This window comes from Streptomyces mexicanus (assembly GCF_902506575.1).
Classification (GTDB): Bacteria; Actinomycetota; Actinomycetes; order Streptomycetales; family Streptomycetaceae; genus Streptomyces; species Streptomyces mexicanus.
Window position 1 is genome coordinate 4,681,304 of record NZ_LR732544.1, and the last position, 14,217, is coordinate 4,695,520.

Consider the following 14,217-nt stretch of genomic DNA (forward strand, 5'->3'; position numbering starts at 1 on the left):
GAGCAGCAGCCACCGCCGACTGCGGGCGGGCGGCCGGACGACGACGGCCGCCCGGCTGACGACGATGGCCGCCCGACGGACGACGGCCGCCCGGCTGACGACGATGGCCGCCCGACCGACGGCGACCGCCCGGCCCACGATGACCGCCCGGCCCACGATGACCGCCCGACCGACGATGACCCCGATCGACAGACACCACCCCCACGCCGCCCCTCACGCCTCGTCCGCCGCACCGTCCTCGCCCTCGTCCTCGTCCTCCTCCTGCCCCTCCTCGCCGCCGAGGCCGCCCTGCGGGTGAACTACGCGGGCGAGACCGCCGACGGGACGTCCACCAGGGGCCGGGACGCCCTCTGGCTCGGGCATGCCTGGGTGGACGGGCGGAAGACCGACGCCGATGTCGCCGCCCTCGCCCGGCGGCTGCGCGGCACCGGTGTCCGCGACCTGTACGTGCACGCCGGCCCGCTCGAACACGACGGCACCCTGCCGCCCTCCGCGTACCGCAACGCCCCCTGGCTGGTCGGGGCCGTGCACCGGGCGCTGCCCGGGGTGCGGGTGCAGGCCTGGCTCGGTGACGTGCTGGCCACCGAGAGCCCCGACGGGCTGCGGCTGGAGCGGGCGGCGACGCGTGCCGCGGTGGTCGCCTCCACCCGCGCGGTGCTGGCCGCCGGGTTCGACGGCGTCCACTTCGACCTGGAGCCGCTGCACTCCGGCGACCGGAACTACCTCGGCCTCCTGGACGACCTGCGCGCCGTCACCCGCGCGCACCACGCGCCCCTGTCGGTCGCCGCGCACCAGATCGACCCGCTTCCGGGGTTCCACTCCGTGTGGGGAGCGCTCACGAACCACCCCAAGTGGTGGTCGCAGGCGTACTTCGGCGAGGTCGCCCGCCGGGTGGACCAAATCGCGGTGATGTCGTACGACACCATGCAGCCGCTGCCCAGCCTGTACGGCGGCTACGTCGCCCAGCAGACCTCGCTCGCCCTGGAGGTCACCCCGGCCGGCACCGACCTGCTGATGGGGCTGCCCTTCTTCCACGAGAACCGGTTCGGCCACTGGGCGCACGCCGAGACGGTCCCGGCCGCCGTGCGCGGCGTGCGGCTCGGGCTGTCGCGCACGGACCGGGACCGCGCCCGCTTCGGGGTCGCCCTCTACGTGGACTTCGCCGCGACGGAGGACGACTGGGCGGCGTACCGCGACGGCTGGGTCCGGCCCTCCTGATCAAGGCGCCTGACGCCGAGCGCGACCTGTTCTCGGCGCCTCACGCAAGCGCCGCCTGACCGAGGCGCCTCACGACGAGCGCCTCCTGATCTTCGAGCCCAGCCACACCAGCGGGTCGTACTTGCGGTCCACCGCCCGCTCCTTGAGCGGGATGAGCGCGTTGTCGGTGATCTTGATGCCCTCGGGGCAGACCTCCGTGCAGCACTTGGTGATGTTGCAGTAGCCCAGGCCGTGGTCGTCCTGGGCCGCGCGCTTGCGGTCCAGGCCCGTCTCGGCCGCCGCGTCCAGCGGGTGCATGTCGAGTTCGGCGATCCGCATCAGGAAGCGCGGGCCGGCGTACGCCCGCTTGTTGTCCTCGTGGTCGCGCACCACGTGGCACACGTCCTGGCACAGGAAGCACTCGATGCACTTGCGGAACTCCTGCGGGCGGTCCACGTCCTGCTGCATCATCCGGTACTCGCCCGGGGCGAGGCCGGCGGGCGGCACGAAGGCGGGGACCTCGCGCGCCTTGGCGTAGTTGAAGCCGACGTCGGTGACCAGGTCCCGGATCACCGGGAAGGCGCGCAGGGGTGTGACCGTGACGGTCTCCTCCCGGCCGAAGGCGGACATGCGGGTCATGCACATCAGCCGCGGGCGGCCGTTGATCTCCGCCGAGCACGAACCGCACTTGCCCGCCTTGCAGTTCCAGCGCACCGCCAGGTCGGGCACCTGCGTGGCCTGGAGGCGGTGGATGATGTCGAGGACCACCTCGCCGTCGTTGACCTCGACCGTGAAGTCCTCCAGACCGCCCCCGCTCGCGTCACCCCGCCACACCTTGAAGCGGGCCTGGTAGCCGCTCATTCGCACAGCTCCTCTTCGGTGAGGTACTTGACCAGCTCCTCCTTCTCGAACAGGGCGAGCAGGTCGGGGCGGATGGGGTCGGTGGTCTCCCGGGTCAGCGTGATCCGGCCGCGGACCGGGTCGGTGGCCGCCAGGCCCCCCGTGGGGTCGCTGAGCCGGCACAGCAGGGCGGTCCGCCGCCAGGCGCGGTCCATCGACGGGTAGTCCTCGCGGGTGTGCCCGCCGCGCGACTCGGTGCGCTCCAGCGCCGCCCGGGCCACGCACTCGCTGACCAGCAGCATGTTCCGCAGGTCCAGGGCCAGGTGCCAGCCGGGGTTGTACTGCCGGTGGCCCTCCACGCCGGCCCGGCGGGCGCGCACGCGCAGCTCGGCGAGCTTGTGCAGCGCCTGCTCCATCTCGGCCTCGCGGCGGATGATGCCGACCAGGTCGTTCATGGTCTGCTGGAGTTCCTGGTGGAGGGTGTACGGGTTCTCCGTGGGTCCGTCGGCCGCGTCCTGGGCCTCGGCGGAGAACGGCCGCAGCGCCTCCGCCGCCGCCGCGTCCACCTGGTCCTCGGGCACCGAGGGGCGGTCGTAGGCCGACCCCTGGGCGTACTCGGCGGCGTACCGGCCGGCCCGGCGGCCGAAGACCAGCAGGTCGGACAGGGAGTTGCCGCCCAGGCGGTTGGAGCCGTGCATGCCGCCCGCGACCTCGCCGGCCGCGAACAGGCCGGGCACCCCGCGGGCCGCGGCCGTGTCGGAGTCGACCGCGACGCCGCCCATCACGTAGTGGCAGGTCGGGCCGACCTCCATCGGCTCGGCGGTGATGTCCACGTCCGCCAGCTCCTTGAACTGGTGGTACATGGAGGGCAGCCGGCGCCGGACGACCTCGGCTGGCATGCGGGTGGAGACGTCCAGGAAGACACCGCCGTGCGGGGAGCCGCGGCCCGCCTTCACCTCGGAGTTGATCGCGCGGGCCACCTCGTCGCGGGGCAGCAGCTCCGGCGGGCGCCGGTTGTGGTCCGGGTCGTCGTACCAGCGGTCGGCCTCGTCCTCCGACTCGGCGTACTTCTCCTTGAACACGTCGGGGATGTAGTCGAACATGAACCGCTTGCCCTCGCGGTTGCGCAGCACCCCGCCGTCGCCGCGGACCGACTCGGTGACGAGGATGCCCTTCACCGACGGCGGCCAGATCATGCCGGTGGGGTGGAACTGCACGAACTCCATGTTGACCAGCGGTGCCCCGGCCAGCAGCGCCAGCGCGTGCCCGTCGCCGGTGTACTCCCAGGAGTTGGACGTCACCTTGAAGGACTTGCCGATGCCGCCGGTGGCGATCACCACCGCGGGCGCCTGAAGGACGAAGAAACGGCCGGTCTCGCGCTCGTAGGCGAAGACACCGCTGACCCGCTCGCCGTCCTTGAGGACGCGGGTGACCGTGCACTCCTGGAAGACCTTCAGCCGGGCCTCGTAGTCCCCGGTGGCCCGGTGGTCCTCCTGCTGGAGCGAGACGATCTTCTGCTGGAGCGTGCGGATCAGCTCCAGGCCGGTGCGGTCGCCGACGTGCGCCAGGCGCGGGTACTCGTGGCCGCCGAAGTTGCGCTGGGAGATCTTCCCGTCCTTGGTCCGGTCGAACAGCGCGCCCCAGGTCTCCAGCTCCCACACCCGCTCCGGGGCCTCCCGGGCGTGCAGCTCGGCCATCCGCCACTGGTTGAGGAACTTCCCGCCGCGCAGGGTGTCGCGGAAGTGCACCTGCCAGCTGTCGTGCGGGTTGACGTTGCCCATCGCCGCCGCGATGCCGCCCTCGGCCATCACGGTGTGCGCCTTGCCGAACAGCGACTTGCAGATCACCGCCGTACGCGCGCCCCGCTCGCGGGCCTCGATCGCGGCGCGCAGCCCGGCGCCGCCCGCGCCCACCACGACGACGTCCCACTCCTGCCGGTCGACCACGGACATCAGTCCTCACTCGTAGATCAGGAAACGAGCGCGGCACGCACCGCACGACGCGCTCACTAGAAGAAGCGGGGATCGGCGAACACCCCGGAGGCGACGAGAAAGACGTAGAAGTCGGCGAGCGCGACGCTGAGCAGCGATGCCCAGGCCAGCTGCATGTGCCGGGCGTTGAGCCGGCCGACGACCTGCCAGGCCCGGTAGCGCACGGGATGCTTGGAGAAGTGTCTGAGCTTTCCGCCGACGATGTGCCGGCAGGAGTGGCAGGAGAGCGTGTAGGCCCAGATCAGCGCGATGTTGACCAGGAACACCAGGGTGCCCAGGCCCATGTGGCCCCAGCGGTAGTGGGTGTCGCGGAAGGCCAGCACCGTGTCGTAGGTCAGCACGCCCGCCACCAGCAGCGCCGCGTAGAAGAAGTACCGGTGGACGTTCTGCAGGATCAGCGGGAAGCGGGTCTCGCCGGTGTACGCGCGGTGCGGCTCGGCCACCGCGCAGGCCGGCGGGGACGCCCAGAAGCTGCGGTAGTACGCCTTGCGGTAGTAGTAGCAGGTCAGGCGGAAGCCCAGCGGGAAGATCAGGATGATGATCGCCGGGGAGATCGCCCACCAGCTGCCGAAGACGTCGGCGTTGGGGCCCAGGTGCATGGTCCGGCAGTTCGACGCCAGGCAGGGCGAGTAGAACGGCGAGACGTACGGGGCCGCGTAGTAGTCGGCGTTCGCGAAGGCCCGCCACGTGGAGTACACGACGAAGGCCAGCAGGCCGGCCGCGGTGACGGCGGGCGCCAGCCACCAGCGGTCGGTCCGCAGGTGCGGTGCGGCGATCGCGGCGCGCGCCGGCGACCGGACGCCGCCGCGCGAGGCGTGGGGGGCTGTGCCGGGTGGTTCCGTGCCAGTCGCCAAGGGAGGACTCCGCTCGGGTCAGGGAGCGTGGCGGTCGCGGGCGCCGAGACCCTCGTCGTCCGAGTCCGTCCACAGGGAGATGTCGTACGGCGTGTCGGAGATCGTCACGAGCGGTCGGCGCTGAGCGGGGGAGGGGCCCTGCGCGGCCTCGCGCAGCAGGCCCAGGCTCTCGCGCAGGTGCTCGGCGTCGGTGCGCACGCGGCGTATCTCCAGCCCGCCGCCGATCTGTTGCTCCAGCCGGGTCACCGACCGCAGCAGATCGTCCAGCGCGCGATGTACGGACGTCAGGTCGTCGTGCACGGACATGACGTGACCTCACTTCCATGGGCCTCACGGGCCCTGGGCGGCAACGTGCATGCGCCTGCGAGTGTCGCGCGTCACACCGTGCGGTGGGAAGGGTCGTGCCCCGATCGGCGGATCGCGCCCCTGCGCGCACGCCCGCATGCGCTCTGTGTGCGCCGGGGGCGCATTGCTCCACACGGGTGACTCTCGCGGCCCGCGCCGCCGTGTCGCCTCCGGCCGGCGAACCCTTTCCTCTTCAGTGGGCCTCAGATCTGATCAGCTCCAAAATACCGCCGAATGTGAACAAATCCCACGTAAGTCCCTGCCCGCGTCGCCGGCCTCTGCCCACCGGCGGGACCGGCTCCTCGGAGGTAGCACAGATGTCGTACGACGGTGTCGGGCCGCGCGCGGTCATGCGCTCGGTCGCCTTCCTGACCGCGGGCGTCCTCGCGGTGCCCTGGCTGGCCGGCTGCGGCTCCGACGACGAGGGCAGCAAGCCGCTGGCCCCGCAGGACATCGCGGCGGCCGGCCGTGCCCAGGTCGCCGACGGGGGCACGCTGCGCTGGGCCGTGGACGCCCTGCCGCAGACCCTGAACACCTTCCAGGCCGACGCCGACGCGGGCACCACCCGTATCGCCCAGGCCGTGCTGCCCGCCATGTTCCGCATGGACGCGAGCGGCCGGCCGCAGCGCGACGCCGACTACCTCGACTCCGCCAAGGTGGTGGACACCGAACCCAAGCAGGTCGTCGTCTACCGGCTCAACCAGCAGGCCACCTGGAGCGACGGCCGCGCCATCGGCGCCGACGACTTCGCCGCCCAGTGGCGCGCCCTGTCCGGCAAGGACGCCGCCTACTGGACCGCCCGCAACGCCGGCTACGACCGCATCGAGAAGGTCGAGCGCGGCAAGAACGACCAGGAGGTCCGGGTCACCTTCGCCCGCCCCTACGCCGACTGGAAGTCGCTGTTCTCCCCGCTGTACCCCAAGGACGTCACGGGCACCGCCTCCGCCTTCAACGACGGCGCCCGCAAGAAGCTCAAGGTCAGCGCCGGCCCGTTCACCGTGCAGAAGATCGACACCAAGGACAAGAACGTCGTCCTCGCCCGCAACCCGCGCTGGTGGGGCCACCGCGCCAAGCTGGACGAGATCGTGCTGCACGAGGTACGGCCCGACCAGCGGGCCGCCGCGCTCGCCGACGGCACGGTGGACGTGGCCGACCTCGACCCCGCCGACGCCGAGAAGATCACCCTCACCGCGGGACCCCAGGGCAGCCGCGCGCTGCCGGGCCCGTCCCGCGGCCGTACCGCCGCCCAGGCGCTGCGCTCCTGGGCGGTCCTGCACGGCTCCGACCAGCAGGCCGCCGCCGCCGAACGGCAGGCGGTGCAGGAGGGGCGCGGCGCCCTCACCACCTACCTGAAGCAGCAGCAGACCCTGCGCGGCTTCACCCTGCGCAAGTCCCTGGAGCCCGCCTACACCCAGCTCGCCCTCAACGGCGCGAACGGCCCCCTCGCCGACGAGCGCGTCCGGCACGCCGTCGCCCACGCGCTCAACCGCAAGGAACTGGCCGAGACCGTCCTGAAACCGCTCGGCCTGCCCGCGCAGCCGGTCGGCAGCCACCTGGCCCTGTCCGGCCAGGACGCCTACGCCGACAACAGCGACGCCCTCGGCGAGCAGGACGCCGCGCAGGCGCGGGCGCTGCTCTCGGACGCCGGCTGGGTGCGCGGGCCGGTCGCCCAGCAGAAGAAGGGGGACAAGGCCGCCGGCTCCGAGGGCCACCGGGCGACGCCGAGCCCGGGCGGCGACGGCACCTACATCGTGGGCGAGAACGACGACGTGGAGCACAACGGCGACGGCAAGGGGCACTCCCGCCACGACGACCGGGCGGCCGCGAGCGGCCAGGACGGGCGGCAGGGCGAGGAGGGGCACCGCGACGGCCGCGGGCCCCAGCAGCTCGCCCAGGACGGCCGGAGCTACACCCAGGAGCACCTCCCGCAGGGCGGCGCGCCCGGCGCGTACGCCCCCAAGGGCACCGCCGCGCCGGCCGGCACCGTCTCCGGGCCGCTGGCCAAGGACGGAAAGCCGCTCACGCTGCGGTTCGTGCTGCCCTCCGGCCCCGGCGCGCAGACGTTGCAGAAGGTCGCCGACCGCGTCACGGCCATGCTCGACCAGGTCGGCATCGGCACGCAGATCACCAAGGTGCCCGACGAGAGCTACTTCCGGGACCACATCGCCGCCGGCCAGTACGACCTGGCGCTGTACTCCTGGCCGTCCTCCGCCTACCCGGCCACCGACGCCCGCCCCGTCTACGCCAAGCCCGTCCCGGCCGCCGACGGCTCGCTCAGCGTCCAGCAGAACTACACCCGGGTCGGCACCGACCAGGTCGACCAGCTCTTCGACCAGGCCCTTGCCACCCTGGACGAGGGCGAGGAGCGGGAGCTGATCCGCAAGGCCGACGCCCGGATCTGGGCCGTCGCCGGCTCCATCCCCCTCTACCAGCGCCCCCAGCTGGTGGCCACCCGCAGCACCCTCGCCAACGTGGGCGCCTTCGGCTTCGGCACGCCGGTCTACGAGGACATGGGCTTCCTGAAGAAGGGCGCGAAGCCGACGCCGGGGGCGTCCTCCTAGGGCGTGTTTCGAAAGGAGCGTCGTCCGCCCGGGAGGGCGGGCCCCAGCAGCGGTCGCGGCACCCCTGCGACCGCTGTTGAGCTGCGCGGACGCCACCCGCCCCGTCCCTGCGGCCGCGGCCCCGTACCATGGGGTGAGGCCGTGGCGTGTTCAGCCCGGCAGGGCGCGCGTACCGAGGACGTACGCGCAGCCGTCCGCACACCCCGGGAGTACGCCTTCTATGGCCACGCGCCACGACATTCGAAACGTCGCCATCGTCGCCCACGTCGACCACGGCAAGACCACCATCGTCGACGGCATGCTGAAGCAGGCCGGTGCCTTCGCCGCGCACCAGCTGGACCAGGTCGACGACCGGGTCATGGACTCCAACGACCTGGAGCGTGAGAAGGGCATCACGATCCTCGCCAAGAACACGGCGGTGAAGTACCACCCCAAGGACGGCGGGGACCCGATCACGATCAACATCATCGACACCCCCGGCCACGCCGACTTCGGCGGCGAGGTCGAGCGCGGCCTGTCGATGGTCGACGGCGTGGTGCTGCTGGTGGACGCCTCCGAGGGCCCGCTGCCGCAGACCCGTTTCGTGCTGCGCAAGGCCCTGCAGGCCCGGCTGCCCGTCATCCTGTGCATCAACAAGACGGACCGCCCCGACGCCCGGATCGACGAGGTCGTCAACGAGACCTACGACCTGTTCCTGGACCTGGACGCCGACGAGGAGCAGATCGAGTTCCCGATCGTCTACGCCTGCGGCCGTGACGGCGTGGCCTCGCTGACCAAGCCGGAGAACGGCACGGTCCCGGCGGACTCCGACAGCCTGGAGCCGTTCTTCTCCACCATCCTGGAGCACATCCCCGCCCCGACCTACGACGAGGACGCCCCGCTGCAGGCGCACGTCACCAACCTCGACGCGGACAACTTCCTCGGCCGTATCGCGCTGCTGCGCGTGGAGCAGGGCGAGCTGCGCAAGGGCCAGACGGTCGCGTGGATCAAGCGCGACGGCACCGTGCAGAACGTGCGGATCTCCGAGCTGATGATGACCGAGGCGCTCACCCGCAAGCCCGCCGAGAAGGCCGGCCCGGGCGACATCTGCGCCGTCGCCGGCATCCCGGACATCATGATCGGCGAGACGCTGGCCGACCCGGAGACCCCGGTCGCGCTGCCGCTGATCAAGGTGGACGAGCCGGCGATCTCCATGGTGATCGGCACCAACACCTCCCCGCTGGTCGGCCGCGGCGCCACCGGCAAGGGCGCCGACAAGAAGGCGGCCGTCAAGGACCGCAAGGTCACCGCCCGCCAGGTCAAGGACCGCCTGGACCGCGAGCTGATCGGCAACGTCTCCCTGCGGGTGCTCGACACCGAGCGCCCCGACGCCTGGGAGGTGCAGGGCCGCGGCGAGCTGGCGCTGGCGATCCTGGTCGAGACCATGCGCCGGGAGGGCTACGAGCTGACCGTCGGCAAGCCGCAGGTCGTCACCAAGCAGATCGACGGCAAGACGTACGAGCCGATGGAGCGCATGACCATCGACGTGCCCGAGGAGCACATGGGCGCGGTCACCCAGCTCATGGGCGTGCGCAAGGGCCGGATGGACAACATGTCCAACCACGGCTCCGGCTGGGTCCGCATGGAGTGGGTCGTGCCCTCCCGCGGCCTGATCGGCTTCCGCACCGAGTTCCTCACCCAGACCCGCGGCACGGGCATCGCCCACTCCATCCACGAGGGCTTCGAGCCGTGGGCCGGCCCGCTGCAGACCCGCAACAACGGCTCCCTGGTCGCCGACCGCGCCGGCGCCGTCACCGCGTTCGCGATGACGAACCTCCAGGAGCGCGGCGTGCTGTTCGTGGAGCCGGGCACCGAGGTGTACGAGGGCATGATCGTCGGCGAGAACTCCCGCTCCGACGACATGGACGTCAACATCACCAAGGAGAAGAAGCTCACCAACATGCGGTCCTCGACCGCCGATGTGACCGAGTCGATCGTCCCGCCGCGCAAGCTCTCCCTGGAGCAGTCCCTGGAGTTCTGCCGGGACGACGAGTGCGTCGAGGTGACCCCGGAGGCGGTCCGCATCCGCAAGGTCGTCCTGGACCAGCGTGAGCGCGCCCGCGCGGCCAGCAGGGCCAAGCACAGCAACTGACGCACACACAGTCAGGCACGAGGGCCTGTCCGGCAGCCGCCGGGCAGGCCCTCGCGCGCATCGGGGAACGGCGCCGGGACCCGGTGCGGGAGGCCCCGCGGGCGGTCAGGGCCGTCAAGGGTTTTCCCTACAACAGCCCGTCAGGTGCCCCGCGGAGAAGGAGGCGGGGGTGCGCCGTTGTTAGAGTGACCGGAATCTGCGGCTTGTCGGTCGTGCGTGCCGGTCTGTCCCACGCGCTCACGTTCCGTCATGAACCGGAGTACCGCAGGCCGCCGGGGGCGTTCGGTATGCCCATCGAGCGGCCCCGCGCAACCGGTTTTTCTTCCCCTTCTGTCCGCTATCCGGACAGGGCAACCCGATAGTTGTGTAACAAGTCCGTTTCGCAGGGATCTTTCACCAAACCCTTTGTCCGGATTTTGGAAGAAGTACGCGGCAGGTGTGATCGAACCGAGACCTCGAAGGTGTGGTTCGGTCCGGTTCGCATGGCAGATAGTTAGGCGCGTAGAGCTCGGATCAAAGGGTCACGCCGTTGGCGGCGCCGACTCACGAGCGCGGGGGCACCTGACCTTTTCAGGCACCGGTTGACGGTGATGGTCCTGTGCCCCTCCATGCGGTGAACCAATGGACTCATGAGGAGGAGCCCCATGCGTGGTGCCAAGGGCGCCAGGTGGGCCGCGGTCGCGATAGTCGTGGCCATGGGCGCGACCGCCTGTGGTGGCGGTGGGCACACTGGCAACGGCAATGCCGGCGGTAGCAGCAACGGCGTGGTGTCGGTCGAGATCGGCCAGCCGCAGAACACGCTCGTTCCGTCGAACACCTACGAGACCGAGGGCGGCCAGGTCATCCACGCCCTGTTCACCGGTCTCACCAAGATCGACGCGAGCAACAAGATCGTCAACGACGAGGCCCAGTCCATCACCACGAAGGACAACAAGGTCTGGACGATCAAGCTGAAGCCGGGCTACACCTTCCACAACGGCGAGCCGGTCACCGCCCAGTCCTACGTCGACGCCTGGAACTACGGCGCCGACCAGACGAACGCGCAGCAGACCAACGCCCTCTTCAGCCACATCCAGGGCTACACGGACCTCAACCCCGGACCGAAGAAGACGGTCACGGTCCACAAGATGTCCGGCCTGAAGGCGGTCGACGACAACACGCTGCAGGTCACCCTGACCGCGCCGTTCTCGGCGTTCCCGACCCAGCTGTCGTTCAGCGGTTTCGTGCCGCTGCCGAAGGCGTTCTTCAAGGACCCCAAGGCGTTCGGCAAGAAGCCGATCGGCAACGGCCCCTACGAGGCGAAGACGTCCTTCGTCGACAACGAGGGTATCCAGCTGACCAAGTACGCCAAGTACCCGGACGCCTCCAAGTACCAGGTCAAGGGCATCAACTTCAAGGTCTACTCGAACCAGGACACCGCCTATAAGGACCTGGTCGCGGGCAACCTCGACATCCTGCCGGTGATCCCCACCTCGGGTCTGGCCACGTACAAGAAGGACCTGCCGGACCACAACATCGACGTCCCCGAGGGCGCGATCGGCTACATCGGCTTCCCGCTGAAGTACAACAAGGCCTTCGAGAACCCGAAGATCCGCCAGGCCATCTCCATGTCCATCGACCGGGACACCATCGCCAAGAAGGTGTTCCTGGGCGCCCGTTCCGCGGCCGACGACTACATCCCGCCGCTGATCGAGGGCTACCGCAAGGGCGCCTGCGGCGATGCCTGCACCTACAACCCGACCAAGGCCAAGCAGCTCTACCAGGAGGCCGGCGGTCTGCCCGGCAACACCCTGGAGATCGGCTACAACGCGGACGGCGACCACAAGACCTGGGTCGAGGCCGTGGCCAACCAGATCCAGAAGGCCCTCGGCGTCAAGGTGACGCCCAAGCCGTTCGAGCAGTTCCAGACCATCCTGAACGACCTGGACGCCAAGAAGTACCAGGGCGCCTTCCGCATGGGCTGGCAGATGGACTACCCGAACATGGAGGACTTCCTCCGTCCGGTGTTCTCCAAGGACGCCATCGAGAACGGCTCCAACTACGCGGGCTACTCCAACCCGCAGTTCGAGAAGCTGCTGAGCGACGGCGACCAGGCGACGAGCCCGGCCGACGCGATCAAGACGTACCAGGAGGCGGACGACGTCCTGCTGAAGGACATGCCGTACATCCCGGTGTACTTCTACCGGCTGAACACGGGCTTCAGCGACAAGATCACCTCGATGAACATCACCGCTCACCAGATCGACTGGGACACCGTCAAGCTCAGCTGAGCGAAGCAGAAGACCCGAGTCCGCGACTGAAGTAGCGGGCCAAGGGGTGGGCAGGGGGAACCGCCGCAGCGGACGGCTCCCCCGCGCCCACCCTCTTCGCCGTTGGGCCCGACCGGCGAGCGCCTTCCCCCCGGGCGCCGGTCGGGCCAGCATTCCTTGGAGAACCAATGGGCCGATTCGTCGTGCGCCGTGTGCTGCAGGCGATCCCTGTACTCATAGGCGTCACGTTCCTCATCTACTGCCTGGTCTTCCTGCTGCCGGGCGACCCGATCAGGGCCCTGATGGGCGAGAAGCAGGACCCCCACCTGGCCTTGGTGCTGCGCGCGCGGTACCACCTCGACGACCCGCTGGTGGTGCAGTACTGGCACTACATCAGCGGCGTGTTCCAGGGCGACCTGGGCACCACCTACACCGGCCGGTCGATCAGTGACATCGTCGCCCAGCGCTTCCCGGTGACGCTGAAGCTGGCGCTGACGGCGTTCGCCTTCGAGGCGGTCATCGGCATCCTGGCCGGCATCCTCTCGGCGCTGAAGCGCGGGAAGTTCGCGGACAACGTGGTCTTCGTCGCCACGCTGTTCCTGATCTCCATCCCGGTGTTCGTGCTCGGCAACGTCCTGCAGCTCGAACTGGGCGTGAAGTGGAAGCTGACGCCGGTCGCGGGCATCGAGGACGGCTGGCCCACCAGCTACGTCCTGCCGGGACTGGTGCTGGCCGCGATGTCGATGGCGTACATCGCCCGGCTGACCCGGACCAGCATGATCGAGTCGGTGCGCTCCGACTACGTCCGCACCGCCATCGCCAAGGGCCTGCCGCGGCGCCGCGTCATCGGCATCCACGCGCTGCGCAACTCCCTCATCCCCGTCGTCACCTTCCTCGGCATGGACCTCGGTTCGCTGATGGGTGGCGCGATCATCACGGAGCGGGTCTTCAACCTCCCCGGCATCGGCGGTCAGTTGGCCCAGTCCGTCTCCCTGCGCGAGGGGCCCGTCGTCGTGGGCCTGGTCACCCTGCTCATCCTGATCTACCTGGTGGCCAACCTCGTCGTCGACGTCCTCTACGCCGTGCTCGACCCGAGGATCCGCTATGAGTGAACAGATCATCGAACGGCCCGTGCCCGCCGACGGCCCCACGGCCAAGGCGCCGGAACCGGACGGCAAACCGGAGCGCGTCGCGAGCCTGTGGCGCGACGGCTGGCGCGACCTGCGCAAGCGGCCGATGTTCCTCATCTCGGGCTTCGTCATCCTGTGCCTGCTGGTGCTGGCCATCGCGCCCGGCCTGTTCACCGCGCGCTCCCCGTTCAGCGACGGCTTCTGCGACCTGCAGCACTCGATGGACGGCCCGACCAGCGGCCACCTGTTCGGCTACGACGTCCAGGGCTGCGACATCTACACCAGGACGGTGTGGGGCACCCGCAACTCGATCATCGTCGGCGTGGTCTCCACCATCCTGACCACGGCGCTCGGCGGCGTCATCGGCATGCTGGCCGGCCTGTGGGGCGGCTGGGCGGACTCGGTGATCTCCCGCGTCTCGGAGATCTTCTACGCGCTGCCGATCCTCATCGGCGGTCTGCTGATCATGTCGATGGTGGGCAGCAGCAACGTGTGGACCGTCTCCTTCGTCCTGTCCATTCTCGGCTGGCCGCAGGTCTACCGGATCATGCGCGGTGAGGTCATCGGCAACAAGTACAACGACTACGTGGCCGCGGCCCGGGCGCTCGGCGCGAGCCCGATGCGCATCGCCTTCCGGCACATCCTGCCCAACACGCTCGCCCCGATCGTGGTCGTCTCCACGATGAACCTGGGCGTCTACATCGCCGCCGAGGCGTCGCTGTCCTACCTGGGCATCGGTGTCCAGTCCCCGGCCATCTCCTGGGGTCTGATGATCAGCGACGCGCAGGACCGCTGGCTGACCTCGCCGCACGCCCTGCTCTTCCCGGCCGGCGCGCTCAGCCTGACGGTGCTCGCGTTCATCATGCTCGGCGACGTGGTCCGCGACGCCTTCGACCCCAAGCTGCGCTGAGGAGGGCGT

At 70.2% G+C, this 14,217-nt stretch carries 10 protein-coding genes; 6 read left to right on the forward strand and 4 right to left on the reverse strand.

The genetic code is table 11. The annotated features are described in order from the left end of the window. Positions 1-1,218, forward strand: a 1,218-nt coding sequence (locus GV126_RS21075; protein WP_438947858.1) for a glycoside hydrolase family 18 protein, incomplete at its 5' end; no start/stop codon positions are given. 69 nt (positions 1,219-1,287) lie between these two features. On the opposite strand, the gene GV126_RS21080 is transcribed toward GV126_RS21075, so the two are convergent. The 4 genes from GV126_RS21080 to GV126_RS21095 are packed head-to-tail and all read right to left on the reverse strand — an operon-like array spanning position 1,288 to position 5,188. Further along, a complete protein-coding gene (locus GV126_RS21080; protein ID WP_159669144.1) occupies positions 1,288-2,058 on the reverse strand; it encodes a succinate dehydrogenase/fumarate reductase iron-sulfur subunit in 771 nt (256 codons plus the stop codon). Next, positions 2,055-3,989, reverse strand: a complete 1,935-nt coding sequence (locus tag GV126_RS21085) for a fumarate reductase/succinate dehydrogenase flavoprotein subunit (RefSeq protein WP_159669147.1) — start codon at positions 3,987-3,989, stop codon at positions 2,055-2,057. Before GV126_RS21085 ends, GV126_RS21080 begins: the two co-directional genes overlap by 4 nt. Positions 3,990-4,045: 56 nt before the next feature. Further along, positions 4,046-4,882 (reverse strand): succinate dehydrogenase subunit SdhC, encoded by an 837-nt coding sequence (sdhC, locus tag GV126_RS21090; RefSeq protein ID WP_159669150.1) that lies wholly within the window; start codon positions 4,880-4,882, stop codon positions 4,046-4,048. An 18-nt stretch (positions 4,883-4,900) separates the two neighbouring features. Then, positions 4,901-5,188 (reverse strand): Rv0250c family protein, encoded by a 288-nt coding sequence (locus tag GV126_RS21095; RefSeq protein ID WP_159669153.1) that lies wholly within the window; start codon positions 5,186-5,188, stop codon positions 4,901-4,903. A gap of 356 nt (positions 5,189-5,544) precedes the next feature. On the opposite strand from GV126_RS21095, the gene GV126_RS21100 reads away from it, so the two are divergent. From GV126_RS21100 to GV126_RS21120, 5 genes are all read left to right on the forward strand, one after another. Beyond that, a complete protein-coding gene (locus GV126_RS21100; RefSeq protein WP_159669156.1) occupies positions 5,545-7,788 on the forward strand; it encodes an ABC transporter family substrate-binding protein in 2,244 nt (747 codons plus the stop codon). A gap of 220 nt (positions 7,789-8,008) precedes the next feature. Further along, positions 8,009-9,919, forward strand: a complete 1,911-nt coding sequence (typA, locus tag GV126_RS21105; protein ID WP_159669159.1) for a translational GTPase TypA — start codon at positions 8,009-8,011, stop codon at positions 9,917-9,919. A 644-nt stretch (positions 9,920-10,563) separates the two neighbouring features. Then, a complete protein-coding gene (locus tag GV126_RS21110) occupies positions 10,564-12,189 on the forward strand; it encodes a peptide ABC transporter substrate-binding protein (protein WP_159669161.1) in 1,626 nt (541 codons plus the stop codon). A 167-nt stretch (positions 12,190-12,356) separates the two neighbouring features. Next, on the forward strand, positions 12,357-13,280 hold the full coding sequence (locus GV126_RS21115; RefSeq protein WP_159669164.1) for an ABC transporter permease: 924 nt from the start codon (positions 12,357-12,359) through the stop codon (positions 13,278-13,280). Next, positions 13,273-14,208, forward strand: coding sequence for an ABC transporter permease (locus tag GV126_RS21120; RefSeq protein ID WP_159669167.1), 936 nt, complete (start codon positions 13,273-13,275; stop codon positions 14,206-14,208). Before GV126_RS21115 ends, GV126_RS21120 begins: the two co-directional genes overlap by 8 nt. Positions 14,209-14,217 lie beyond the last annotated feature (9 nt).